The organism is Oscillibacter sp. (genome assembly GCF_040505565.1).
Taxonomy (GTDB): Bacteria; Bacillota; Clostridia; order Oscillospirales; family Oscillospiraceae; genus Oscillibacter.
In genome coordinates this window covers 101,184-125,756 of the sequence record NZ_JBEUWZ010000013.1, presented here as the reverse complement: position 1 = coordinate 125,756, position 24,573 = coordinate 101,184, and the positions used below count along the sequence as shown (strand labels likewise).

Annotated in this window: 22 protein-coding genes; 9 read left to right on the top strand and 13 right to left on the bottom strand. The window is 54.4% G+C overall.

What is annotated here, in order from left to right; all coding sequences use genetic code 11:
* Positions 1–5: 5 nt before the first annotated feature.
* The 6 genes from ABWQ15_RS07360 to ABWQ15_RS07335 all read right to left on the bottom strand — a co-directional run bounded on the left by ABWQ15_RS07360 (position 6) and on the right by ABWQ15_RS07335 (position 6,531).
* The gene (locus tag ABWQ15_RS07360) at positions 6–881 is read right to left on the bottom strand and encodes a branched-chain amino acid ABC transporter permease (protein ID WP_353908112.1); all 876 of its coding nucleotides are present in this window, start codon (positions 879–881) and stop codon (positions 6–8) included.
* A gap of 103 nt (positions 882–984) precedes the next feature.
* Complete coding sequence (locus ABWQ15_RS07355; RefSeq protein WP_353908111.1) at positions 985–2,214, bottom strand: ABC transporter substrate-binding protein; 1,230 nt, start codon at positions 2,212–2,214, stop codon at positions 985–987.
* 127 nt (positions 2,215–2,341) lie between these two features.
* Positions 2,342–3,673, bottom strand: a complete 1,332-nt coding sequence (locus tag ABWQ15_RS07350; protein ID WP_353908110.1) for a YjiH family protein — start codon at positions 3,671–3,673, stop codon at positions 2,342–2,344.
* A gap of 97 nt (positions 3,674–3,770) precedes the next feature.
* The gene (locus tag ABWQ15_RS07345; RefSeq protein WP_353908109.1) at positions 3,771–4,637 is read right to left on the bottom strand and encodes a response regulator; all 867 of its coding nucleotides are present in this window, start codon (positions 4,635–4,637) and stop codon (positions 3,771–3,773) included.
* 14 nt (positions 4,638–4,651) lie between these two features.
* Complete coding sequence (locus ABWQ15_RS07340) at positions 4,652–5,809, bottom strand: sensor histidine kinase (RefSeq protein WP_353908108.1); 1,158 nt, start codon at positions 5,807–5,809, stop codon at positions 4,652–4,654.
* 272 nt (positions 5,810–6,081) lie between these two features.
* Complete coding sequence (locus tag ABWQ15_RS07335) at positions 6,082–6,531, bottom strand: N-acetylmuramoyl-L-alanine amidase family protein (protein ID WP_353908139.1); 450 nt, start codon at positions 6,529–6,531, stop codon at positions 6,082–6,084.
* A gap of 548 nt (positions 6,532–7,079) precedes the next feature.
* On the opposite strand from ABWQ15_RS07335, the gene ABWQ15_RS07330 reads away from it, so the two are divergent.
* The 8 genes from ABWQ15_RS07330 to ABWQ15_RS07295 all read left to right on the top strand — a co-directional run bounded on the left by ABWQ15_RS07330 (position 7,080) and on the right by ABWQ15_RS07295 (position 14,823).
* On the top strand, positions 7,080–7,442 hold the full coding sequence (locus ABWQ15_RS07330) for a hypothetical protein (RefSeq protein ID WP_353908107.1): 363 nt from the start codon (positions 7,080–7,082) through the stop codon (positions 7,440–7,442).
* A gap of 375 nt (positions 7,443–7,817) precedes the next feature.
* A complete protein-coding gene (locus ABWQ15_RS07325; protein ID WP_353908106.1) occupies positions 7,818–8,303 on the top strand; it encodes a MarR family winged helix-turn-helix transcriptional regulator in 486 nt (161 codons plus the stop codon).
* 111 nt (positions 8,304–8,414) lie between these two features.
* Complete coding sequence (locus tag ABWQ15_RS07320) at positions 8,415–9,770, top strand: MATE family efflux transporter (RefSeq protein ID WP_353908105.1); 1,356 nt, start codon at positions 8,415–8,417, stop codon at positions 9,768–9,770.
* Positions 9,771–9,785: 15 nt separating this feature from the next.
* On the top strand, positions 9,786–10,268 hold the full coding sequence (locus tag ABWQ15_RS07315; RefSeq protein WP_353908104.1) for a flavodoxin domain-containing protein: 483 nt from the start codon (positions 9,786–9,788) through the stop codon (positions 10,266–10,268).
* Between the two features lie 506 nt (positions 10,269–10,774).
* A complete protein-coding gene (locus ABWQ15_RS07310; RefSeq protein WP_353908103.1) occupies positions 10,775–13,132 on the top strand; it encodes a LuxR C-terminal-related transcriptional regulator in 2,358 nt (785 codons plus the stop codon).
* Positions 13,133–13,140: 8 nt separating this feature from the next.
* Positions 13,141–13,407 (top strand): hypothetical protein, encoded by a 267-nt coding sequence (locus tag ABWQ15_RS07305; RefSeq protein ID WP_353908102.1) that lies wholly within the window; start codon positions 13,141–13,143, stop codon positions 13,405–13,407.
* Positions 13,408–13,417: 10 nt separating this feature from the next.
* On the top strand, positions 13,418–13,567 hold the full coding sequence (locus ABWQ15_RS07300; RefSeq protein ID WP_353908101.1) for a hypothetical protein: 150 nt from the start codon (positions 13,418–13,420) through the stop codon (positions 13,565–13,567).
* Positions 13,564–14,823, top strand: coding sequence for an S-layer homology domain-containing protein (locus ABWQ15_RS07295; protein WP_353908100.1), 1,260 nt, complete (start codon positions 13,564–13,566; stop codon positions 14,821–14,823). Before ABWQ15_RS07300 ends, ABWQ15_RS07295 begins: the two co-directional genes overlap by 4 nt.
* 259 nt (positions 14,824–15,082) lie before the next feature.
* Here ABWQ15_RS07295 and ABWQ15_RS07290 read toward each other — a convergent pair whose 3' ends face one another.
* From ABWQ15_RS07290 to ABWQ15_RS07275, 4 genes are all read right to left on the bottom strand, one after another.
* Positions 15,083–15,871 carry a hypothetical protein gene (locus tag ABWQ15_RS07290; RefSeq protein ID WP_353908099.1) on the bottom strand — a complete coding sequence of 263 codons (789 nt, stop codon included), beginning with the start codon at positions 15,869–15,871 and terminating at the stop codon, positions 15,083–15,085.
* A gap of 65 nt (positions 15,872–15,936) precedes the next feature.
* Entirely contained in the window at positions 15,937–17,145 is a 1,209-nt protein-coding gene (locus ABWQ15_RS07285) for an EAL and HDOD domain-containing protein (protein ID WP_353908098.1), read from the bottom strand.
* Positions 17,146–17,174: 29 nt separating this feature from the next.
* On the bottom strand, positions 17,175–19,097 hold the full coding sequence (locus ABWQ15_RS07280) for a cell division protein FtsA (RefSeq protein WP_353908097.1): 1,923 nt from the start codon (positions 19,095–19,097) through the stop codon (positions 17,175–17,177).
* A gap of 128 nt (positions 19,098–19,225) precedes the next feature.
* The gene (locus tag ABWQ15_RS07275; protein ID WP_353908096.1) at positions 19,226–19,960 is read right to left on the bottom strand and encodes a cell division ATP-binding protein FtsE; all 735 of its coding nucleotides are present in this window, start codon (positions 19,958–19,960) and stop codon (positions 19,226–19,228) included.
* 259 nt (positions 19,961–20,219) lie between these two features.
* Between ABWQ15_RS07275 and ABWQ15_RS07270 the strand changes: the two genes are divergently transcribed.
* Positions 20,220–21,101 (top strand): C39 family peptidase, encoded by an 882-nt coding sequence (locus ABWQ15_RS07270; RefSeq protein WP_353908095.1) that lies wholly within the window; start codon positions 20,220–20,222, stop codon positions 21,099–21,101.
* A gap of 88 nt (positions 21,102–21,189) precedes the next feature.
* Here ABWQ15_RS07270 and ABWQ15_RS07265 read toward each other — a convergent pair whose 3' ends face one another.
* The 3 genes from ABWQ15_RS07265 to fliD are packed head-to-tail and all read right to left on the bottom strand — an operon-like array spanning position 21,190 to position 24,573.
* Positions 21,190–21,594: a hypothetical protein gene (locus tag ABWQ15_RS07265; protein WP_353908094.1), complete on the bottom strand. Its 405-nt coding sequence runs from the start codon at positions 21,592–21,594 to the stop codon at positions 21,190–21,192.
* Positions 21,591–21,965 (bottom strand): flagellar export chaperone FliS, encoded by a 375-nt coding sequence (locus tag ABWQ15_RS07260; protein ID WP_353908093.1) that lies wholly within the window; start codon positions 21,963–21,965, stop codon positions 21,591–21,593. Before ABWQ15_RS07260 ends, ABWQ15_RS07265 begins: the two co-directional genes overlap by 4 nt.
* Before the next feature lie 52 nt (positions 21,966–22,017).
* Positions 22,018–24,573, bottom strand: a complete 2,556-nt coding sequence (fliD, locus tag ABWQ15_RS07255; protein ID WP_353908092.1) for a flagellar filament capping protein FliD — start codon at positions 24,571–24,573, stop codon at positions 22,018–22,020.

The following is a 24,573-nucleotide window of genomic DNA, read 5'->3' as shown; positions in this document are numbered from 1 at the left end:
CCTCCTCAAACTTTGTTGCGCTGACCGAACAGACCCGCGGGTTTGATCAGCAGCACAATAATCAGCACGACAAACGCTATGGCGTCTTTGGGAATAGGAATCTGGGTATAAGTGGAGAGCATCACCTCGGCAAAGCCGATGATCAAACCCGCCACCACCGTACCCAGCGGATTTCCGAGGCCGCCCAGCACAATAATGGCCAGCATTTTGTAGGACGGCACTTCCCCCAGAGCTGGGGTAATGGAATTGTAGAGAATGCCTGTCATAATGCCGGCAGCAGCGGCAAACCCATAGCCCAGCACATAGGACAGCGCCATTGCGGAATTTGTGTTGACGCCGCAGGCTTTGGCGATGTCGGGATCCTCCGCTGTTGCGCGCCAGGCAAGGCCCATTTTCGTTTTATTTAAAATAAACCACAACACAGCCAGCAAAAGCGCGGTCAGCGCAAAAATGAGCACCCATGTGGTCTGGATGGAGACACTTCCCAAGTGGAGCACGTCCGTGGAGAATCGGAAGTTGTAAGCCTTGGTACCTGCGCCGCAGAGTAGCCGCACCGCATCGCTGCTGAGGGTGAACAATCCCACCGCCGCAACCAGCGGGATAATGGACAGCATCCGGGGCTTTGCCAAAATCGGGCCGTAAACGGCGCGGTGCAGGATCACGCCAAACAGTCCGATGGCGGTCATGGCGACCAGAAACGCCAAAATCAGCTGTCCGGTTGCATGATAGACGTAATATCCCACGTAAGCGCCCAGCAGATATGCGCCGGCATTGGCGATATCCAGAATGCCCAATATGCCGTAGATCAGCGTAGCGCCCATGGCCGTCAAGGCATAGAGGCTGCCGATCATCAGGCTATTGATGACTTGCTGTAAAAACATAGTACAATACCCTCTCGATCATAGAGATTCATGCGAAAGCGGAGACGCCGGTACGACGCCTCCGCTCCTTTGCATGCGCGGGAGAGAGGGGCTTCCTCTCTATTTAGTAAACGACCTTTTGGAGTTTGTCGCCGTCGATGATGTTGATGTCGTTGATGACACTGAAGCTGTGGAACTGAAGGTCATCCTCTACGCGCTGGATCTGAACGGGCTTCACAGCGGAGCCGGCGCTGGTGTAATACATCAACTTGCCGGTAACGGTATCGAAATCCTTCAATCCGGCGATGTAGTCGCGCATAGCGGCGGGATCGGTGCCAACGGCGTTGATGGCGGCAAAGATCACCTGGAATGCGTCATAGACGGAAGCACCCACCATGTCGGGCTCCATCTTGTATTCGGTGCGATAGTTCTTAATGTAGTCCTGGGTTTCCTTGTTGGTGTCGTCACGGTTCATGTTGGTGGTGATGTACAGGCCCTTAGCGTACTCGCCGGCCGTTTGCAGCAGTTGCCAGGAATCCGCGCCTTCGCAGCCCAGAATCTTCACATCCAGACCTTGCAGCGCAACCTGACGGCAGACCTCGGCGGCCTGTGCATAGTAGTTGGGGATATAGATGAGATCGACCTTCTCGTCCTTGATCTTGGTAATGACGGAGGTCATATCGTTATCGGAGATGGCGATATAGTCCTCAGAGGCGATCTCGGCACCCAGCTTGGTAGCCTGCGCCTTGAAATAAGCAGCCTGCTCCTTGCCAAAGTCCAGATCCACGCCCACGATGGCAATCCGCTTGGCGCCCAGCTCACCAACGGCAAACTGCGCAGCGGCAGTGGCCTGAACCGCGCCCGGGAAGGACTGGGAGAAGATGTAGTCACCGGCGTTAACGACGTCGGGGTGAACGGCATAGGCGGAAACCATCACGATGCCCGCATCCTGGCAGATGGGTGCGGCCACCTTGGTGGGACCGGAATAGGAGCCGGAGACGATGGCGTTCACGTTATCCACTGTGGTGAGCTTTTCCAGAATGTTGGCAGCCGCCGAGGTGTCCAGACCGTCATCGTAGTTGACCAGCTCCACAGAGCGGCCCTGGATGCCGCCGGCATCGTTAACCAGTTTTACTGCCAGCTTTGCAGACTGCTCGGCACTCTGACCATCGGCTGCGGCCGAAGCGGCGGAAACAGGTGCGAAGAAGCCGATTCGGATGGGGGAGGTGTCCCCGGCGGAAGCGCTTCCGGAACCGGAGCCACTGGCAGCAGGTGCGGTGGATGCCTGGCTGCCGCAGGCGGCGAGGGACAGAGACATTGTCAGTGCAAGAATGAGACTCAACAACTTTTTCATGGGTTTTCCTCCTTTTGCAGTTAAAAAGTATATTAATCACAGCATATCCCAAAACTGTACAAGGATATCTTGGATTAATTGCATTTTATGCGGGTCTCTGTCCGCTTTTTGGTGTGGCGGTGGGAAATTAAAATACAATCATCGCAACCACACCGGCCAAAAGAATGGAGAGCATCACCCGTTCCACCCAAAGTATCAGCATCTGCGAAATCCTGACGGGAATGCTGGTGGAGAGAATGCAGGGGATCACTGCGGAAAAGAACAGCAGTTCGGAAATACAGCCCACACCCACCACGTAACGGGTAATCAGGGAACAATTCACCACAAATGCGCAGGGCAGATACATCTCGGCGATACTGGTGGCCAGTGCCTGGGCGGCTACCAGCGCCTCGGGGACCTGCACCAAGGCGGCAAACGGATAAAAGATAAATCCGAGCACATGAAAGATCGGGGTGTAGATTGCCAGAAGCATTCCGATCAGGCCCACCGATAAAATACTGGGCACGATGGTGCAGGTGATTTGTAACCCGTTGAGAAGAGATCTCCCAATATTCATCGGCAGGCTGCCGCTGCGATCCGCGGTGTCCAGCGCAGTCTGGAGCGCCGTACGGAAGCGGTTTTGGTCAATGCTTCGCTCCGGCTTTGGCGTCACCCCGTCCCGATACTCATCAGGAAAGTGGTTCAAGGGAAACATACGGACGGTGAATGCCGTCACCGCAAAGGTAATCATCAGAGTGGTCCAAAAATACAGATTCCAATGCTCCATCAGGCCCAATGTGCCGGCCACAGTCACCATAAATGTAGACGAAACCGTAGAAAAACCCGTGGCGATAATGGCGGCCTCCTTCGTGGTATAGGTGCCCTTTTGGTACATATTGTCCGTGATGAGCAGCGCAACGGAGTAACTCCCCACGAAGGAGGCCACGGCATCAATGGCAGAGCAGCCGGGCGTCTTCCAGATCTTACGCATCAGGGGCTGGACAAACAGCCCCACAAATTCCATCAATCCGTAACTTGTCAGGAAGGACAAAAAGATTGCGCCCACAGGGACCAAAAGGCTCAGAGAACGGCCCAGCCCAAACAAGAATGGGAGCAGGCTGGCGCTTTCCAGCCACTCGCGCGGGCCGATTTTGGTAACGAACATCACGGCACAGAATGCGCCCAAGATTTTAAGAATGGTAAAAACAACGCTGGTTCCATTTTGATTCCAGTTCTTTTTCAAAAAAGGCATCAGTGCCCCGGCAATGCACATTGCCACAACGACCCACTGCTGCGCATTGCCCGCCAGCTTGCCGATAACGCTGCACAGTGCATCCAGTGGGATGGTGTTTCTGCCCTGAAAGGGGATCGTCTCAAAAAACATAAAAATGCCGACAAGGTTGCACAGGATGAGCTTAATCCAGGCTGCACGGCTGTATGTCTTTTTCCGGATGGGAATACCGCCCTCTTTTTTTTGCATAATTTGTCGCAAAGCACAGGGCCGCGCTTCCTCCCCTCTATCGTATTACTATTTTAAATCAAGACTTCAAAAACCTTCAATAACCTTCAATAATTTTTTAATCCAACTTCAAAAGAAGCCCCTCAAAGAATTTTTTGGTGTTAATTTTGCCCGGCTGATCCGTTTTTCCCTGCAGCAGACGCATTTCCTGCTGTACCTGACCGAAATCAAACAGGCGGGAGGCATACTCTATGAAGATATCGTCGTAGAAATCCTCAGTCCCTCTGGATGCCAAATGCGTTTGCGCTTTCTGAATGGCGCGCCGGATTTTTTGTTCAATTCCCTTTTGCCGCGCGGCGCTGGTCTCGCTGCCGTACAACTCCTGCCCCACCCGCTGGTAGACGTCCGCAAGCTGGTATTCCTGATGTGTATCCAGCAGATGGCGCTCTTTGAGATACCAGACCGCCACCACGATCTCACGGCTGCCAGTAATTCCCCAGATGCCGATATCTGCCAAGATTTCCTGCAATTTCTGCCTCCAATTTGAATCTTCGGCAGGTGCTGCCATGGAAGACGGCAGTACGGCCTGCCGTACTGCGGAGAGCATCTGCTCCATCTCCGTGATCTGGATGACATTTTGAAGAACTTTTCGAATTTCCAGGATATTGATGGGTTTGTGTACAAAAAAGTCGATTCCCTCTTTATACGCCATCTCCTCCATGTTCTTGTCCTGTGCCTGGGAGATCATGATAAAATGGCTGACGGCGCCCCGCGCCATGGCGTGTGTCATGATCTGGATTCCGTCGGTATGAGGAAACAGCAGGTCGATGAGCACAATGTCCGGTTGGTAAAACAAAATCTCGTCCACTGCCTGGATTTCATCGGAAACTGTGCCCACGACCTCGCCCAGCTGCTCCCGCGCGATGACGAATTTCAGCATAGCTCCCGTGGAGCTGTCGTCATCAACAATGAGAATCCGCTTCATCGTTCACCCTCCTTTCACAGCGAAGGAATTTCAATAGTAAATGTTGTACCATCCGGCACGGTGCTCTCCACTTGGATTCGGGCGTTCCATTTGCCAATGATATCCTTGACGTGGCACAGCCCCAACCCCGGCGACGACGCGCCGGTGTGCTCGTCAAATTTGGTGGAAAAGCCCGGGAGAAAAATGCAGGGGAGAATGTCCTCCGGAATCCCACCTGCATCATCCGAGACGCGCATGAAAACGCTTCGGTTTTTGACGGACAGCTCGGCTTCAATCTGTTTTGCGCCCGCCTGCGCCGCGTTAATAATCAAATTGTTCAGCACGATGAAAAAATCGTAGTATTCTTCAATCAGAATGTCCCCCTCCAACCGGAGGCGGAGGTGGGCCGGGGCAATACTCTCTCGGGTGCCTGCTTCCAGAACCCGGCAAATCTGTGAGAGAAGCATGGGAGCTTCCTGCTGAGAAACCTGAATTGCCTTGGCCAGACCGCTGACAATATTGCTGTAATCCTTCATGACCTCGTGTCCCATATTTGCAAGCGACAGCGCCCGCTGGCGCAGTTCACTTTCCGCCGGCAATTCCTGGTAGATGGAAAAGCTGCGAGTGGTCATCTCGTCCAATTGTCGTTTGGATTTTTGTAGAAAGAAAATATCCGCGTAGATATTGGCGGCAAAGCTGGTCAGCTTTTCATACTGTACTTCCCGATTTTTCTGGGAGATGATCAGCACCAGTGCGGAGCGAATCGCCGCCATCAGCAAAATCCAAGAGGCCCGTTCGTCGCTGATCTGTTGGCAGACGCCCATAGAGATCAAATTGGGAATCATGTCCGCCATGAGCATAATGAAGATTCTGTCCGGCAGATAATCCTCTCCCATCATGCTTTTTAAAACCTGATAAAGCGCCGTGTAAATGGTATATACGATGAGGCTGTCCAGCATGACCGGCAAAAAATCAACAGAGCCCTTGCTGATCTGCAGGACCACACGAAGCGCAAAAGACAATGCGCCGGCAACCGCGCCCAATAGGACGGGCTTTTTGCATAGCTCGTCCCGAACTGCAATCCCCAGCAGAATCAGCCCCAGAGAGGGAGGCGCGATGAAACCGTCGTATGGTACAAAATAAATTTGGGACAAAAATGCAATCAAGCAGCCGTATTGAAAATAGAGTTTCATGGTTACCTCCTTGGCGTATCCCAGTCCTGCCCAAGGCCCTGTTGCGATGATTATATAATGTAGTCGCTGTGGATTCAACCTCTGATTGTCAAAATGAAGCCACCAAATGATTGCGCCCGTCTATGAATTACACCCCCAAAGTTATTTCAGTATACCATACTGTCTAACTTTGGGGGTGCAATTCACGGCAGCCAGCGAGCAGTGATATAAAACCGGATTACTGCTCACTGTCAAATTTTTTGAGGAGGATAACCATGGGCGACGGCTGCCGTTTACTGAGAAAATCCGAAATATCTCATAATTCCCGTATAAATTCCCTGCGCAAACTGATATTGGTTGTCACGTAGTTTTGCTGAATCGGAAGGATTAGACATATAAGCCACCTCCACTAAAATCGCAGGCATTTTAGTTTTCTGCAAGACATATAAAGACGGCCTTGCAAGGACACCGTTGTTTTTTGTACCCACAGTCTCCACAATACCGTCCAAAACCTGCTCTGCAAGCCAGTTGGACTGGGTATAAAGCTTATTTACATACACTTCTGTGCCGTTAATGGCCGTATTAAGGCTGGCGTTTGCATGGATACTGATAAAGTAATTAGCAGGCCACTCGTTTGCCATTCTTACACGCTCTGCCAAACTTGTAGAATTGTTGGTTTCGAGGACCGTAGTAGGCAATGGGCGTGACAAACGGGCCTCAAAACGGGAATCTACGTTTAGCATTTCCGCGAGATAGATGCCCACCTAAAAGGTTATATCCTGCTCATCAAGGCCTTACCAAGAGACGCCGGTACTGTGGTAACCAGTCGGATTATGTCCCTGATCAATCAATATTTTAATTGCCATACTAACACACCTAAGTCTATAGTTTACTATATCATATTCTGATTAAATAATTTCGGTTCCTAGTAAAACGTGCCCCGTAAGAGCTGATAAAGCTCCCGCGGGGCACGTTTTAAGTTATCAGCCGTTAGACCCACAGCAGCAATGCCAGGAATTCCTGTTCCAGACCCAGCCGCAGTGCCAGCAGCGGCAACAGTGTCTACACCACATAAGGTACACCTCCCTTCATTGAGATATGTGCCCTATGTGAAACCCGCTCCAATTAATCGCGGATTAGGCATTGCAAGCGATTCAACCTGTACTCGATTATGATAATACATGCTTTTAGCTCTTTCTAAAGTAGCCGCCAAATCAATTAATACATATTATAAGACAGCAAGATTACGCCATCCGGGGTAATCTTGAAATATGTTCTTAGGAGAAACATTATGGATAAAGCTCTCCCTCGGGATTTAGAGTCCCCTCAGGCTGTGTCTGGCGGTGCATCTGATGCGATTCCTGGCGGTTACCCGCATCCTCCGGTTCCGACAGATGCTGAATCTGTTGATATGGTAGCAGCTGCTGAGGCGCGAATCGCGACCAGCTTGGCCTCCTTCCTGGAACTATTCCTTCAAAAAGTCTGTATGATCCGCGATCCTGCTGAACAGGCTAAAGTTATTAAAGATGTCTTGTGCGCATACACCTGCAAGGAAAAAGCAATGGCAGCTCTGTTTAATGCGCTTGCCAATAAAATTCTGGCCGATAAGGGTGCAGTCCCCGGCGATGTCGGCGATTGCGGCGATTGCTGTTAAAAAAAGAGTCGATTCACTGTCTCCGTTTTAAGTTCGCCAGAAATGCGGAAGCCGATGCTTCAATAAGATTTTAACCGAATTAAAGGCTCTTCAATGCCTCAATTCCGTTTCAATTGTTCAGAACCGACAAAGGATAAACCAGTTTTTCCTGGTGACAGTTATCCTTGCGAAAAGTCAGCCCTTTATTATCAAACTTGCGTAAGTAACTGCTGAACGCCTTCAAGCCTGCCCCGAAATTGTTTTCTGGGGCGGGCTTGTTTCATCTCCCGGGTAAAGTGAAAATTTTTCAGGACCCTGTTGACAAATTTTAATTCGCATGCTATATAGTGTATAGCATCAAAACAGTATTGCAACAAAACGTTCGGAGGTGATTGGATGGAAATTGAAGAATTCAAGCGGATGTCGACACTGATGGAACGGATTGTCCACGAATATATCCAGATCGAAAAACGCCCGTGGAACTATGGCAACGGACTCCTGCTTACCCGGCCGGAAATCCACACCATTATGCTTTTAAACCAGACCCCCGGAATGAGTGTTACCGCCGTAGCCCAAAAGCGGGGCATCTCAAAGGGTGCGGCATCTCAAATGCTGTACAAAATGGTCGCCAAGGGGCTGGTGGAAAAGCAGGTGTCGCCGGACTCCGATGCGCAGGTGAGCCTATACCTCACTCCGCTGGGAGAGGAAGCCAGTCGGCTTCACGACGCGTACCACAAAAATAATTCCGAACCGTTTTTTCAGTATTTTCTTAGCCTTCCGGAGGATACACTGAAGGCTTTGATTGGAACGCTGGATCTCTTTGACCAGGCGCTGGTCGCCCGGCTCAATGATCTGGATAAATCGTCCAAATCGGATGGTTAATTAAAAAAGTAATGCTATGGCAACGCCGTGGCATTCTTTTTTGGCAAAAGTGTTTAGTAGCAATAAATTATTAATTAACAGTATTGAAACTATATTTATGGAGGCAAAGAAATGGAACTGACAAAGCGCGAGATCGAGATGGGAACGGGGAAAACCATCCCACTGCTGTTCAAGTTTGGAATTCCTACCATGCTGGGAATGATTATCAACGCGCTCTATAATCTGGTAGACACTTACTTTATCGGGAGCTTCGGGATGGTGCCCACGGCGGCGGTGTCCCTGGTTTTCCCGCTGACGCTGATCGTTACAGGTCTAGGCACATGCTTCGGCAACGGCACGGGCTCCAAGGTCTCCCGGCTGCTGGGCGACAAACAGCACCGGCAGGCGTCGGAGTTCACCTCGACCGCCCTTGTCGGTGCGGTGGTCTGCGGACTGGTGCTGTCAGCCGGACTGCTGCTGGGTCTTCGCCCAATTTTGACTGTGCTGGGCGCGGACGGAGATACGCTGCCCTATGCGGTTCAGTATGGAACGATTATCATTGCGGGATTTGTGTTCAGCGTTTTCAACATTACCGTAAATAACATCATTGTTTCCGAGGGAGCCACGGTGTTCACCAGCGGTGTGCTGGTGATGGGCGCGGTCATGAACATGGTACTGGATCCGCTGTTCATCTATGCGTTTCACACCGGCGTTGAAGGCGTTGCTTACGCAACCGTGATTTCCAGCGCTGCGTCTTCATTGGTCTATGTACTCTATTTTGTACACGGTAAGGGACTGCTGAAGTTCTCCTCAGAATATGTAAAACCCTCCGGCTATTTCTTTGCGAATGTTTTGAAAATTGGCGTACCCATGCTTATCTTCCAGTTGTTAAATATGGCAACCCTGACGGTGACCAACGCTCTGGCGGTAAAGTACGGAAATCCCAGTGTGGCGGCATTCGGCATCACGTATAAACTGTTCTGCCTTGAAATAAACGCCGTATTCGGCTTTCTAAAAGGCTATCAGCCGCTGGCGGGATACAATTACGGAGCAAAAGACTATGACCGGGTAGCCCGGTTTACCAGAGAGGGCATCCTCCTTACGACCATATTCTGCGTGGTGTGCAACGTGCTTTTGATGATTTTTGCGCCGCAGGCTATCCGCCTTTTTAACCGGGATTCTGCCGAGGTGCTGGCATTTGGGGTTCTGACGCTGCGAGTGCAGGCTGTTGGCTATATGACGCTGGCGTTTCAGTTTGTGGGAGCATCCTATTTCCTTGCTATCGGAGACGCCAAAAACGGCGGGGTGCTGTCCCTGTGCCGGGGAGTGCTATTTTTGTTTTTTGCTCTGCTCCTGAACGGGGTGATGGGGCGGACAGGGCTGCTGGCCGCGTTCCCGGCCACGGAACTGGTATCCAGCGGTATTACCGCTGTGCAGCTGATAAAAAGTGAAAAGCAAGCGAATGCTCTTGCGGCAGCGACGATGTAAAGGAGGAACCACAAAATGAAAGCAGCCATTATTTATGCCTCTACGCACCATGGCAACACAAAGAAGCTGGTAGATGCGATCGCCGGAAAATATCCGGTGACGGTCTTTGATGCGCAGACCGTTCCGGCAGCTGACCTGACGGGCTATGATTTAATTGGCTTTGCCTCCGGCATCGCCTGGGGAAAGTTTTACGAAAGCGTGGAGCGGTTTGCTCAGGCCAGTCTGCCAGAAGGAAAACAGATATTTTTCCTGTATACCTGCGCGGACAACAGCCGCGACTTTGCAGCCTCCCTCCGTGCCGTTGCCGCGGAGCGGGGCGCGGAAGACCTGGGGACTTATGCCTGTAAGGGTTTTAATTCCTATGGGCCATGGAAGCTGGTGGGCGGGATCAATAAAAAGCATCCCACCGCAGACGAGATTCAAAGAGCTGTAGACTTCTTCGCGGCGCTGGTAAGGAAAATTTCCTCTTCCAGCAAAGACGGAAAAAGCGCCATCTGACGCCTTGTTGAAAAACGTTCCCCACCCGTATACCCGGATACAAAAGCACCGTCAGTGGTGGACTCTTAGGGCCTTCACTCAAGCTAAATATCAAAGATTTTCACACTGCCTGCCGACACCGGCTGGCAGTGTGGATTTTTTATACCGTTGTGCGGCAACCCATTATGTCGGAGTGATCACCGAAGACGGACCGTGCATAGGCAGACAACGTTCCTGCAGAAACATGGAACACGCCGGGCAGGAACTCTCGTCATCTTGTACAGATTCCGAATCATCAGCAGCAAGCCCTGAGACACCGTAAATCGTAATGTTTCAATTACACGGTGCATTTCAACAACATCAAGCAAGGTGGGCCCATCCGGCATAAATCCGAGAAAATAAAAAAACTTAATCCCCCCATCAATCATACTTTGGATGGATTACAAAACAAATCTTTTCTGCTACAATTAGTCGATATATGGAAAATAATTCTTGTAAATATACGGATCATTCAAAGGAGGCGGCTCATGGGCGACAGCGCTACTGCCATTATAAATCCCTCGCTAAAAGAAATTTTTCTAACTGGCTGGGAACACTGCCGGGTCATTTTGTTTTCCGCGCCCTGCGGCTTCGGCAAGACCACAACGGCGGCGGCACTGCTTGCTGGGCATATCGTTTGTGCGCTCGATGCTGTGTCTGCGGAGTTTCTTCCGGACAGTATCACGCCGGACTGCGACGCGGTGCTGGTGGACGATCTGCAATATCTGCTGGAACCACAGCGCCGCGAAGCGCTCTGTAATCTGATTCGCATGCGAGCGGACCTGCACTTCCTTCTGCTGGGCCGGGGAGCCGTCCCCGGATGGCTGATGCCGTTCCAATTTGCGGGCATCCTGCTCACCATAGAAGCGCAGGCTCTGTTCTTTGATCGCGTCACCGCAGAGCGGATGCTGGAATCCCGGGGCATCACGGTCAGCCCCGGTGATATGAGTGCAATCCAGCAGGATTTTAAAGGCTATCCCCTCGCCATGGCTATCCTCTGCCGCAAGTTGAGAAACGGCGGGGCATACAGTGAGGACACTTTAAATACAGCCAAACGCGAGCTGTTTCTTTACTTTGATGAGGCGGTCTACCGCCGTTTTGACGCGCCGCTCCAACAATTGCTGGTGTGCCTTGCGCCGTTTGATTGTTTTAATCTGGAGCTTGCGAAAATGGTCAGCGGCGACCCCCATGTGGGAGAACTGTTGGGTATTATCCAGCGGGACACGACCATGCTTCTGTTCAATGGTGTGGACGCCTTTCATTTTTGGCCCGTCTTTCGAGAATTTTTGATGTGGATAATAGACCAGAAGTTCACCGACGCGGAGCAGCACAGTTTGTACAGCCGCGCAGCACTCTACTATGAGCTGCACGACGAACCAGACAAAGCACTGGAATGTTACTCCCGCGCGGGAGATCAGAGCATGGTGTCCGCGCTGCTGGTGAAAAACGCGGAGCATCATCCCGGCGTCGGACGCTACCACGAGCTGCAAAGCTACTATTTCGCTCTTCCGGACGAGGAAATTCTGAAATCTCCGGCTCTGATATGCGGCATGAGCATGCTGACCTCTCTGTGCTTTGACTACGAGGCTTCCGAGCGGTGGTACGATGTACTGCAAAACTACGCCGCGCAGCTCAAGAAAACCGATTCCGAATACAAAAACGTGCAGGGAAAGCTTGCCTATCTGGACATTGCCCTGCCCCAGCGGGGGAGCAGGGGCCTGATTGAGGTCATCGGCAGCGTGTTCCGGGTCATGACGGACAAGCAGCTCAAGGTACCGGCCTTTTCCGTCACCAGCACCCTGCCCAGCACCATGAACGGCGGCAAGGACTTCTGCGAATGGTCGAAGAAGGACGATCTGCTGTACGCAACCATAAAAAAACCACTGGAAACTGTTCTGGGGCGGGACGGCGTAGGGCTTGCCGACTGCGCCGTGTGCGAGAGTAAGTTTGAAAAGGGAGAAGACGTATCGAAGCGCCTGCTCACCCTCATGTCCCGTTTGGGCGAGATACAGGCACGCGGCACGCCGGACATTGAATTCGCGGTAATTGGGCTACTGGCGCGGGTACAGGTATCGCAAGGCAAGGCGCAAACGGCGCGGGAATCCATTGAAAGCCTACGCGCAAAATTCCTCGACATCGGGCAAACGCGTTTTCTTCCCAACATTGACGCGATGCTCTGCCGCATTTATCTCCGGCTGGGCGATACGGACGCCGCGCGGGCTTGGCTGCGGGAAAGAGCACCGAAGAACGATGTGCGGCTGTGGGCCATGTGGCGCTACCAGTACCTGACGCGGGCAATGGTGCAAATTTATGAGGACAATTACGGCGATGCGCTGTTGCTTCTGGCGCGGCTAACGCCCTACTGCGAGCACTGCGGTCGTGTGATGGACGGCATCCATATAAAAATACTCTCAGCACTGTGCATGGAGCGTATGGGCGACGCGGAATGGAGAGCAACGCTTTGCGCGGCACTGGACTCCTGCTTTTCGTATCAATTCATCTGGCCCGCGGCGCAGTACGGCGCGGCGATTCTGCCGCTGCTGGGCAAATGCGGCTGGAACGCTGACGCGGCGTATCTCGACGAATTGATTACCGCCGCGCGGGCGCAGGCGGTGGAGTATCCCCGGTTTTTGAAACCGCAGGTGCAGGCCATGGAGCCGCTGTCAGCGGCGGAGACACAAGTGCTCAAGCTGCTTTGTCAGAACCTGAGCAACCAGGAGATCGGAGAGATATTAGGAATCAAGCTGCCGACGGTGAAGACCCACGTCAGCCGTATCTTGCAGAAGCTGGGCGTCAAGCGCCGAAGCGAAGCCAGGGCCGCAGCTGAAAAGCTGCGTCTGCTATAGGGGGCGCGATGGATCAAATCATACTGACCTTGAAACCCGGCGTCACGTTGGCAGAGCGGGGCGGGCAAATTGGCCTTGTGCTTCAAGGGCGAATTTGCTTTACCAAAGACGCACAGCAGGCCGAAATCCTGCGGGCGCTGGTTCTGCAGAGCCAGTCGCTGGAGACTCTGATGGCTCTTTTGCATAGGGGAAACACCCCGCTTGAAAACGATCACAGGATATCCCTCGCCATGGCCGAATTTATTCTGGAATTTGGCGAGTATCTGGAAACATAGAGGAGAGAAAATGGAACAGACTTTTTTACTGACCATCACCGGCGCTGAAAATGGCGAGTGGCAGGGACGTATCACCGGACAAAGCGCCCGGCCCGCCGAATTTGAAAGCGTTATGGAATTACTGAAGTTTATTAAAAAAGAGTTGGAGAAATCGAAATGAGAAGGAGAATTTTCAGCATCCTACCGTGCGTTTTCATGGCACTGACTCTGCTGCCGGTGTCGGCACTGGAACCGACAACTTTCGATGGCTGGGCAGCAGCAACGGTGCCCGGTATAACATTGAATCCCGACAAAGACAAAGTCACCATTGGTAACGTTACCTACACCTATAAGAGCGACGCAGGGGTCTCCGTTTCCGTTTCCGGCGACACCGCCACAATTGCAGCCACCGACGCGCAGCTTCAAGAAATCGCGTCCGGTACGCAAACCGGTGCGGTCAAAATTGATGTGTCCGGCTCGAAGGCGGATACGGTTATCATTCCGGCTAAAGTTACTTCGGCGGTAGACAACGCTTCCGGCTCCGCGGGCCTTGAAGTTGCCCTGTCCACCGGTACGGTTAAACTTGACAAGCCCGCATTGGCGGCGGTCAAGGGCAGGGGCGATGTGAAGCTCTCCGTGGAGACCGTCAACAGCAGCAAGCTCACCGGCACGCAGAAGGCCACGCTTGGCGCGCAGGTGGAAACCGCGTTTGTGGTGGACGTAAACCTCTATGTGAACGGAACCCGAACCAGCACCTTCGGCGACGGCAAGATCACCGTTTCCGTACCCTATACGCTGAAGTCCGGCGAGAACGCAGACAGCATTGCCGTCTGGTTTATCAACGACGACGGCGCCATCGAACCGAAGACCGCCAGCTACGCAAGCGGAAAGGTGACCTTTACCACCGAGCATCTGTCTCCGTATTTAATCGTTGACTTCCCGTTCACAGACGTGGCCGAGAGCGCGTGGTGCTATGGCAGCGTGGCCTATGCCTATGACAACGGCCTGTTCTCCGGCACCTCTGCCACGGCCTTCAGCCCCAACGCGGCTACGACCCGCCAGATGATCTGGATGGTGCTGGCCCGCATGGACGGCAAGTTGCCCGCCAACATGGCGGAGGCCAAGGCATGGGCTGTGGCAAACGGCATTTCTGACGGCTCTAACCCCACGGGTACCATCACCCGCCAGCAGATGGCGGCAATTCTCTACCGCTATGCGCAGTTCAAGGGCTATGACGTCCGTGTGGGCGAGGACACCAACATTCTCAGCTATGGCGACGCGCTGACCATCAGCGAGTATGCCATCCCGGCCCTGCAGTGGGCCTGCGGTTCGAATCTTATGCAGGGCAGTGGCAGCAATTTGATGCCTTTCGGCAGCGCTACCCGCGCACAGGTCGCAACGATTCTCCAGCGCTTTAGCCAGAACACGGCCAAGTAAGCGGGGGACGCAACCGAAAATCCGATCTTGAACGTTTATTTCCATCACCGGAATAGAACGCAACCAGACTGAAACGAGGGTCCCGACGATATAGTCGGAACCCTCGTTTTACGTCAAAGGTGCTCGGCGATCCTATAACGGTCATCTTTTAGCGGGGCCGGGTAAAACAGCGATGCCCGGCAAACGCTCGCAGCATCGCTGGCTGTTCTATAACCGAGGCCCTGGGAATTTTCAATTCCCTGGGCCTTCCTGGTTTCTTCTACAAAGGGAGTTCCTTCACCTTGTCATCCTTCAAAAGATAGAGGTGCTTCTTATCGCCGGAGAGTAAATACGTACCCGCGATGGCGTTGGCCTGATCCTTCCCATGCGGCGGGTAAACTTGCAGCTTCAGGCACAAAATACCGTCCACCATCGCCGCACCATCCATGGGATAGACGGAATAATCTGCCAAACTGTCAGCCTTCAGACCCAGCGTAGCCGGGGACAGAGACTTCATAAAATTTACCGCATCCACATAGGTCATCGGCTCCGTTTCCGCTGCTGTCTCGCCCACCGTACCCTCCGGGCGGGTAAGCGTGATCTGGCAGTCCGTAGCGGTCCAGGAGATGTCCATTCGCAAAATCTTTCCGTCCTCCGACGCCGCCTTGGCCAGGGCCACGCTGCCCGTTTCTGCGGTATAGTCCGGCGGGTCTGTCTCGGTGTCGGTCTCGTCCACAACCCGGAACCCATCTTTCTCCGCCGTCAGTTTTTCCACGTATTGCCGCACGCTCTCGCCGCCGGTTTCCAGCTTCTCATACGTGTAAAAGCAGGTCTCTTCCCCGCCGCCTGAAGCTGAGGATGACGCGCGATCAGTTTTTGTATCCGGCGTTTCCATTTCCGTCATTTTGCCGCTGTTCTCCTCGCCCAATACGGTGTTCAGCGACTCCACCGTATCCCCGTTCAGGGTATAATCCGCTGGTGGGTCGGGGAGCTTACTGCCGCAGGACGCCAAAAGGCACATAGCGCACGTCAGGACCAGCGCCATACAAAGCCGTTTCCCTTTTAACATAACCTCGCCTCCCTTTCGTTTGTCTAAAAGGCAAAAGAATCAAGCATGGCCGAGCAGTCCCGTTCTCATTTCTCGCCTCGGAACGCCCAGTCCGTATCCTTAATGCACTGCATATACACTTCGAACACCACATCCGTCTCCATATTCAATTTGGGCAGTCCGGCAAACTTCTTCTCATAGGAGACGGCAAATTCCAGAAAACTCTTCAGCGTACTGTCACCCTCATTCAGTAGGGCCCTTTCGACCTCTCGGGGAAAGTTGACTTCACTCAGCAGGTCCTTCATGGGCCGGTTCATAATCAGGTCCATCAGGCTAAACATTCCCACAAGAAAACCGGAGGTTTTCTGTTTGCAAAAACCGGCATGCTCCATGAGCCGTTCGGTGAAGATCCCTCTGAGATATGCCTCCCGCACCGTCTCATCGGTGCATGTGGCATTATAATCCCGGGCCAGCAACAGCACCACCCAGTGATACAGCTCATCGATGCCCAGATAGGCCACGGCCCGCTCGATCACCTGCACGGAATTGCCGCGGTAATATTGCAGCGTCCGCACCTTTTTCAGCAGGCGAAAGGTCAGCGCCGCGTCGGCGCGGATCATCTCCGCACAGGTTCGCAGCTCCACATCCGGCTTGTTCAGCTCCCGCAGAAGGCGCATATAGGAAGCAATGTTGACACCCGGCATTTCCCCTTGCATATTTGTGGGCCGCTGGAAGAAAAACCCCTGAAACATGCGATAGCCCTGTCGGAGGGCCTTTTCATAGGTCTCCCGATTCTCTACCTTTTCCGCTAACAGCGTCATGCGGCCATGGCGGAACTTGGCGGCAATCTCCTCCCTCTTCTTCTCATCGGTCATGAGGAAGTCCACCTTCAGCACATCGATCAACGGCAAAATGGGATCAAAGGCCGGGTTTCCCGTATAGTCATCCAGCGCCAGACGGTAGCCTCTGTCTTTCAGTTCCTTCAGCCGACGGGCCAACCGCTCCGTCACATGGATACTCTCCAATAGTTCCACTGTGATCTGCCGAGGGTCTGTCAACAGCACAAAATCGCTCAGCACCAGCTTTTCCGTAAAATTGACGTATGCAACCCGCCCGTCGGTCAGATTGTTCAGGCCAAACACCATCAGCGCGTCGGACAACAGAATACGGGTGGCGCGGTCGCCATCCGAAAATACAGCTTTGCTGCTATCCTCACCCGCACGGTAGAGCAGCTCGTACCCCGTTACATGCAGGTTCCGGTCAAAAATAGCCTGTCGGGCAATATATCTCTGCATAGTCCGATTTCTCCATTCCGCCGCTTTTCTCAGATACGGGTCTCCTCCGTCTGGATACTGACGTTGTCTCCATCCTTCAGCACACGCATGAACGCACTGTTCTCGCCGTTGACCTTCAGCACCACCGACCGGTCCAGATGCTCGAAGTCCAGCCCGGAGTGATCCAGCAGGTCCATCAGGTAGTAGGGTGCGCCCTCCGGCCTAGCCGGCAGCTCCAGCGCATTTCCGTTCAAAAAAAACTGGCGGGGCGGAATGTTCTCCTTCTCTTCCGGAGTCTTGGGTTCAGGCATACTCCGAACCGGCTGCGGACCTTCCCCATCCTCTTTCTCAGGCTGTGCAGACGGGGCGGACGCCTTCACAGGAATCATGACATTCGTTTCAATGGAATCACCTGAGTGAAGTTCGTAATCCGGGGCAGCGGGCATTCCGTTTACCAGACAGGACGCTGCGGCCTCCTCACTTCCCAGAGCCTCCGCAAGAGTCCGCCGGCCCGGCTTCCCGGAACAGGCAGGCGTGAATTCAATAGAATCCGCCGCCTGAATCACCGTGGAAGGCGGAAGCTCTTGTCCGTTGATACGCAAAGAGGACGGCATGGCGGGTTCCCCGCGGTACAGAGTCCGCCGTCCGTCAATCGTAACCGCCAGAGAGGCGCCGGTCCTGCCAATCAGAGCGGCATAGTTATAGCCGTTCATCTGCAAAACGTCCAGCGCGGTAAGAACACCGCTGCGGAAGAGCTTTGCAGGCTGGCCGTTCAGCCGGACCCGGTAACTGTCTGAAATCAGGCCAAGGCCCGCAGAGATGGCGATACCCAGCGGCGTCGCATACTCCGGGTCGTTCAGCTCTTCCTCGTTGGAAAAGGCGCTGGCTTTGAAGTTTGCCCCGGCAATCGTTACCCGGCGGTGATCCATTTCCAAGGAAGCAGCCACCGCATCCATAAGCCCCTCCAGCTTGCTGCCGCCGCCCGCCAGAAACACCGCCGACGGCGCACCGCCGTTGATCTCCCGAATACGGCGGGCAAGCTCATCCGCCAACTGCTTCATCGCGGGCTGGATCGCCGTCTTCAGTTCGGCGGCAGGAAGCTCCTGATCCAAGCCCAAAATATCGGTGAAATGAAGCGTCTCCTGATTGGCTGCCTTCGCCTTCAGGCGCTCCGCCGTGGAAAAGTCCACCAGATAGGCCCGCATGATCGCCTCCGTGATCTCGTCTCCGGCCACGGTAGCCATGGTATAGCCCACAACGCTTCCGTCCCGGCAGGCGGCAATATCGGAGGTTCCCGCGCCAATGTCCGCCATGACCAGGTTCAAAAGCCGCAATTCCGCCGGGATAGCGGCGTTGATGGCGGCGATGGGTTCCAGCGTCAGACTGACCACCTCCAGCTCCGCCGCCTGCATGGCGGAGTACAGGCTGTCCACCACCTCGGCGGGCAGGAAGGTAGCCACCACATCCGTCTCCAGCTTCTGCCCGTTGTGGCCGCGGAGCGTGGAAAGGGGATAGTTATCCAGCAGATATCGTGAGACGGTGTATCCCACCAGATAGAATCGGCCCAGACGTTCGCCGCTCTTGTTCAGGGCGGCTTCGGCGTTGGACACGGCCCCCGCCTCCAGCTGACCGATCAGATCGTTGCTGACCCGCCGGACCTCCGGCAGCTCCAGCTCAAAGTGTCCGGACTCCGTGTGCAGCGCGCGCCCTGCGGCGGCGATGCATACCCGCGTCAGCTTGCAGTTCAGCCGCTTTTCCAACCGGGCGGTCACCTCCGCAGCAACCTTGCCCACCTGAGCAATGTCCTCAATCTGACCGTCGATCATGGCGCGTTTGCTGTGCTCCTGCTTCTCCACGGCCAAAATGTGCATCCGCTCGTTTTCTGCCCGGCCCACCATACCAATGATGCTCCTGGTACCGATGTCCAGCGCAAAAATCATATCCTGTCCCTGTTCTCCGCGTACTTCTTCCACGGTGGATCATCCCCCTGTGTTTACGGACCGCGCCGTTTTTTATCGACGCAAAGTCCGCTATTTTTTTCGCATTTCTCACCTATCATCGCCACCGCGTCGTCGGTCTTCGTCGGCATCTTATACGCTTTTCAGTGATCGAGAGTAAATTTTGATTTTCGTCCTTTGATTTCTCCGTACCGTCCGCCGGCCACGTCGCCAGCAACCCGGCCATCCACCAGCGTCACCACTCGGCGGTGCATGATGTTGACAAACATGCTGGCATGAGTGGCCATAATTACCGTGGTCCCTTGCCGGTTCAGTTCCGTCAGCACATGCATCATGTCCCAGATGTTGTCTTCATCCAAATTGGCGGTCAGCTCATCCAGCACCAGAATCGGCGGGCTGTTGATCAGCGCCCTGGCAAGCTCCACCCGCCGGGCCTGTCCGATGGAAAGCTCTCCGGGGTACTTCTCACCCACACCGCCCAGGCCTACAATGCCCAGGGCCTTTTGCGTCCGCTCCAGCAGCTTCTTCTCCCGCGTCAGTCCGCTGACCCGGGCCACCATGATGAGATTTTCATAAACCGTACGCCGCCGCATCAGATGCGACTCCTGAGCGACATATCCGAAGCTCCGGCGGACCCTCGCCGAGGGGAACAGCGGCAGCGGTGCCACATTTACACCGTCCAGCAGCACTAGGCCCTCGTCCGCGCGGATCTGTCCGGCAATCAGCTGTAGCAGCGTACTCTTTCCCGCGCCGCTGCTGCCCACCACAAACACGAACTCTCCCTGACGGATCGTGAGGTCGATGCCACTGACAGCTTCAAGCCGTCCGTGTTCGATGCGATAGCGTTTTGTTGCTTGTTTCAATTCGATCGTCGGCATCAGGCTTGTTCTCCATCTCTGCCGCGCCCTGCGACAGTTAAAAACTATACATTTTTTTCAGTATCTGCTATAATCTCAGTATCCTCGTATGTTGCGGCTTTTCAGCACTCTCTCCCCGGAAGCGGTGAGAGGCTTTCAGGAACGTGACAACTGCGGCGGAATAACTGCATTTTCGCTTTTTTCCGTACTCTATCATAATACAAAATTTGCGATCTGAAAAGCCCCAAATTTTCCAGAATTAAAAAGGAGGCGGCAGTTCATGAGGCGCAGCTCCCACTTTAAAAAAATCACTGCCATCTTCTTCCTGGCCGTTCTTTGCATTGGAGGAGTGGAACTGGCCGCGTGCCGAATCGCCGATCCTGCGCTGTACAAGACGATTGTCACCCCTGTGCGTCAGGCCGCATCCTCCACATGGTCTGCGGTGTCGGGCGGCGTTTCTTATGCATGGGACAAGGCGGCGTCCGCCGTCTCCCGCACCGCCGGGGCACTTCAGAAGAATGAGGCAGAGCCTCTGGAAGACCAGGCCGCTGCCGAGCCGGACGCAGAGCTCGCCGCCCCGGCGGACCCCACCATTACTGCGCTGGAACAACGGGAGTCCGGGGAGATTCTCACCGGTGGGAACCGCGAGATCGTCTACTATAACCAGGCGGACAAAGCCTGGTGCGACCAGCCCTACGGGAAAGACCATCTGGGGCAATACGGCTGCGGACCCACAACCCTGGCAATGGCAGTCTCCAGCCTGACAAACCAGACGGTAAACCCGGAAGTAATGGCGCAGTGGGCCGTGGAAAACGGATACTGGGCACGGCACGGCGGGTCCTACCTCTCCATCGTGGGCGGCGCGGCCGCAGATTACGGATTGAAGGCGGAGTCTCTTCCCAACTGCGACGCCGAACGCCTGAGGCTGGAGCTGGCGACCGGGAAGGTGGCCGTGGCCCTGATGTCAAAAGGGCACTTCACCAATGGCGGACACTTTATCCTTCTGCGGGGAGTCACTTTGGACGGCAGTATTCTGGTGGCCGACCCCAACAGCCGGGACCGAAGCCTCACTGTGTGGGACCCGCAGATCATTCTGGACGAGCTGTCCAAAAATCGAAACAACGGCGCCCCGTTATGGCTTCTCTCTCCGGCGGAGCCGTGATGGGCCGGCAGATCGAACATAAAGCGGCAGAGGGCCACCCCAAGACGGGCGATTTCCTCTGCCGCTTCTCTTTTTAAAAGAATTCGCCTCAGCGCTTCTGATAAACCGATTTCTCTCGGCAGAGCTTCTCATTGACCCGTCGGTCCAATTCCGCCAACTGATTAAGAATCCGGCGATTCAACGCCATCTGCTCTGCCACTTCCTTCTCCGCCGGGGTTTCCGGTGCGCCGCCCTCCGTGATAAGGCGGTCAAACGCCGCCTCGTCCATACCGCTGAGATCGCAGCGCTTCAATTCCATGGCGGCATTCAGCTCCTGCATCTCCAAAAGCGGAGCCTGCCTGCTGGAAAGCAGCATTTTTACGGATACCTGATCTTCCCGGTCCACAGCCTCCGCCAGTTCCCGCGTGATTTCCATGGTCTCGTTGAGCTTGCGAAAAATTCTGCGCTCCAGCGCAAGCGACCCGGCCAAGGTCTCCTCCCATATCTTGCTCATCGTTCAGACGTGTCCTTTTCCGCCGCACGGAAACTGTTCCGCAGGTCCGTCACCATGGGACGGAGCTTTGCCAGCTCCTTTTGATTTCGCCCAGCCTTTACTCGGTTAAAATCGTAACAAAAAAAATCATACAGCCGGTGCAGCTCCGTACTGATTGGATACTGGCGGTCCAGCGTATCGTCCAGATAATGCAGAATATCAAGGCACCGGTCCACCGACGCCTCAAAAAGCGGATAGTCCTTCTGGCCCAGAGCAATGTCCGCCCGGGCGGCCCGCTTGACCAATTCATCGTAGAGAACGATCAGCAGCTCGCCTTGCGTCATGGTGTTGACGGACTGTTGCTTATATTGCTGATACCCCTGTGCTTCCATGCCTGTTCCTCCATTTTTCTCGTTCGCGTCTCTCTCAATGCGGTTCGCCGCCTCAGCTGCCCAGCATGCTGGATATCATGGAACTCTGGGAGTTCATCGTGCTGGTCAGCGTTTCCAGCCGCGTATACATCTCCGTGTAATAATCGACTTTGTCGGAGAGCTTATCCTGCCATTTGGTAATCTGATCGTCATAATCGTCGATCTGATCCTGCAGAGAATTGCTCAGCAACGACAGGGGCGAATAGACAGAACCGGCCTTTTGAACCAGGATACCCTTGGTGGAGCCGGTGGTAGAGGCGTAAGACGACACCACTTTGCTGACGTTCACCATCAGGCCGCCGCTCCCGGTGGTGGAGGTAAACGCATCGCGCACGCTGTCCGGATCATTGCTCAGCGCATCCCGCAAGGTGTCCTCGTCCACCGTGACGGAGGTAACCCCATCGGAATAGGAGGTGCTGATTCCAATTTTCGAAAGGACGCCGGAAGACGAGCCGCCGGGGGAAATGGCGGAGATCAGCTTGCTGTAAAGGCTGGAAAGATCGCTGTCGCCGAACAGAATCCCCTGCTTTGCCTTCTCTTCGTATGCTTCAATTTCGGAGTCCGTCATATCTTCCTTGTCGTCATCGGTCAAAGGCTCGTAACGGGTGTTGTCGCTTTGGTAGTTCGGTACGGTGGAGTACGTATCGTGTACCGATTTAAGGATGTCGTTGAGGTCGCTGACCATGCTGGTGATCGTGCTCACGATCTTGTCCGAGTCGGCCTTGGTGGTAAACGAGACGGCTTCGGTTCCCGCCTGCAGAGTGCCGGGCGTGACGCTTCCATCACCATTCGTCACATCTGCAGAATACCCAAACATCCCCTTGAGGGTGACGGACAGTCCGTCCACGTTGAAGTTGTTGTCCATGCGGGTAATGTCATTCATCTTAACGCCGTTGACGCTCATGCTGAGAATGGCGTCGGTGCCTTTGATATACGATCCGGAGGTGACTATGCCGGCGGCAGTTCCGTCCGAATCGTTCACCGCGCCGAACAGCAGCGCCGCCAGATTGGTCTTTTTCGTTCCGTCTTCATCGGTAATGGTATCGTTAATCTCGACCTGGTTAGAGGCGCCGGTCTCCTGGGCACTGAGCTGGAACATGTTGGTGGTCTTGGAGAAGTTGGCGGTCAGCCCAACACTGTTGGAATTGATGGCGGTCAGCACGGACTCCATGGAGGTATCCCGGGTAAACGTCAGCGTCTTTCCGCTGATTTCAAACTCATAGCCGTAGAGCTGCTTGCCATCTCTGCCCAGGCGATTGCCGTCTTTATCGGTCAGGTTGCCGTCCGCATCGTAATATTTGCCGGTGTCCTTGTTCAGGGTGATGGCGGTGGTGGATTTCAGGGCCGTACCCTCGATGCCGCCCAAAGTCTCCGGTGTGGAGTCCGTGGCAGTCGTCCGTGTCAGCAGTTCGCCCAGCGTCTTACCGGTATTGAGATAACTGGTGGCGGTGCTGCCGCCAAGGCCCAAGGCTTTCCCCACGTCGGAGGTAGCGGAAACGGAGATGGCGGAACCCTGCTGGCCGGTGATCTTCAGCTTGGACGAGCCGTCCAGCTCAGCCTTGACATTGCTTCCAAACGCTTTCTGTACGGTGGTATTCAGCCCGGTAATAAAATCCCCGGCCGGGTCTGTGGCGGTACTGTCATAGGTGGGCATGGTGATGGTCTTGGTCTTACCGTCCACCGTCATGGAAAGCGTCTTTCCTGACAGATACTTGCCCACGGTACCGGAGGTATCCACCAGATTAGCCGCATCAGGCATGGTGAAGGAGGACGCCTTTGCGGACGGGTCTATCCCCAGGGTGTCTTTCAGCTTGCCGGTGGCGTCGGTAATGGTCACGGTATTGCCGGCGTTTTGTTGGTCAGTAAATGTCACCGTTCCGTTGTCAAGCGTAGCCTTTACCATGGTGCTTGCGGCCACACTTTCACCGCTGGAATTGGTCACTGCAGTGCTGGCCAACTTGCTGTTGATGGCGGTAACAAAGTCCTCTGCCGTGTGATAGGTTTCCAGATCGTCGAAGCTCAGGTCGATGGTACGGCTGGTGCCGTAGGTCAGGGTCATTGTGCCGCTGACTTTGCTCAGGTCCATTTCCGCGCTGAGGTCCAAGGCGTCACTGCCGGTGATGGTGGCCGCGCCGGAACCGCCGCCAAGGCCCAGAGCGGTAGCAGAGATACTGTACGAGGCATTCGTGGCCAGCTGCTTAACTCCCAGAATCTGTACATCGCTGGTGGTCTTGCCGGTGGCGGAGACCTGAGAGGCGTTTGTGCCGTTGGAAGTGGTGGTCACCGCCTTATTGAAAAAGCTGGGGCTGAGCAGATTCGTGGAGGAGGTATAGGACGTGTACTTCTGTGCAAATTTGATCATGGGGGTGGAAACATTGCGCATCGCATCCTGCTGCCATGCCAGACTGGTCTGCTTTTGCCCCAAGGATGAGATTTTCATCTGATAGCCGCTGACGGCGTTTTTGATCATGGACTCTGTGTCCATTCCTGTGGCGAGGCCGGAGAGGACGTTCCGGTTGCCGTATATACTGCTGGAATTACTGCTGGTAACCCCGCTGACGGATGACAT

Coding starts and splice junctions, on each gene's coding strand:
- ABWQ15_RS07360 (WP_353908112.1), bottom strand. CDS start 881: ATGTTTTTACAGCAAGTCATCAATAGCCTGATGATCGGCAGCCTCTAT.
- ABWQ15_RS07355 (WP_353908111.1), bottom strand. CDS start 2,214: ATGAAAAAGTTGTTGAGTCTCATTCTTGCACTGACAATGTCTCTGTCC.
- ABWQ15_RS07350 (WP_353908110.1), bottom strand. CDS start 3,673: ATGCAAAAAAAAGAGGGCGGTATTCCCATCCGGAAAAAGACATACAGC.
- ABWQ15_RS07345 (WP_353908109.1), bottom strand. CDS start 4,637: ATGAAGCGGATTCTCATTGTTGATGACGACAGCTCCACGGGAGCTATG.
- ABWQ15_RS07340 (WP_353908108.1), bottom strand. CDS start 5,809: ATGAAACTCTATTTTCAATACGGCTGCTTGATTGCATTTTTGTCCCAA.
- ABWQ15_RS07335 (WP_353908139.1), bottom strand. CDS start 6,531: ATGCTAAACGTAGATTCCCGTTTTGAGGCCCGTTTGTCACGCCCATTG.
- ABWQ15_RS07330 (WP_353908107.1), top strand. CDS start 7,080: ATGGATAAAGCTCTCCCTCGGGATTTAGAGTCCCCTCAGGCTGTGTCT.
- ABWQ15_RS07325 (WP_353908106.1), top strand. CDS start 7,818: ATGGAAATTGAAGAATTCAAGCGGATGTCGACACTGATGGAACGGATT.
- ABWQ15_RS07320 (WP_353908105.1), top strand. CDS start 8,415: ATGGAACTGACAAAGCGCGAGATCGAGATGGGAACGGGGAAAACCATC.
- ABWQ15_RS07315 (WP_353908104.1), top strand. CDS start 9,786: ATGAAAGCAGCCATTATTTATGCCTCTACGCACCATGGCAACACAAAG.
- ABWQ15_RS07310 (WP_353908103.1), top strand. CDS start 10,775: ATGGGCGACAGCGCTACTGCCATTATAAATCCCTCGCTAAAAGAAATT.
- ABWQ15_RS07305 (WP_353908102.1), top strand. CDS start 13,141: ATGGATCAAATCATACTGACCTTGAAACCCGGCGTCACGTTGGCAGAG.
- ABWQ15_RS07300 (WP_353908101.1), top strand. CDS start 13,418: ATGGAACAGACTTTTTTACTGACCATCACCGGCGCTGAAAATGGCGAG.
- ABWQ15_RS07295 (WP_353908100.1), top strand. CDS start 13,564: ATGAGAAGGAGAATTTTCAGCATCCTACCGTGCGTTTTCATGGCACTG.
- ABWQ15_RS07290 (WP_353908099.1), bottom strand. CDS start 15,871: ATGTTAAAAGGGAAACGGCTTTGTATGGCGCTGGTCCTGACGTGCGCT.
- ABWQ15_RS07285 (WP_353908098.1), bottom strand. CDS start 17,145: ATGCAGAGATATATTGCCCGACAGGCTATTTTTGACCGGAACCTGCAT.
- ABWQ15_RS07275 (WP_353908096.1), bottom strand. CDS start 19,960: ATGCCGACGATCGAATTGAAACAAGCAACAAAACGCTATCGCATCGAA.
- ABWQ15_RS07270 (WP_353908095.1), top strand. CDS start 20,220: ATGAGGCGCAGCTCCCACTTTAAAAAAATCACTGCCATCTTCTTCCTG.
- ABWQ15_RS07265 (WP_353908094.1), bottom strand. CDS start 21,594: ATGAGCAAGATATGGGAGGAGACCTTGGCCGGGTCGCTTGCGCTGGAG.
- ABWQ15_RS07260 (WP_353908093.1), bottom strand. CDS start 21,965: ATGGAAGCACAGGGGTATCAGCAATATAAGCAACAGTCCGTCAACACC.
- fliD (WP_353908092.1), bottom strand. CDS start 24,573: ATGTCATCCGTCAGCGGGGTTACCAGCAGTAATTCCAGCAGTATATAC.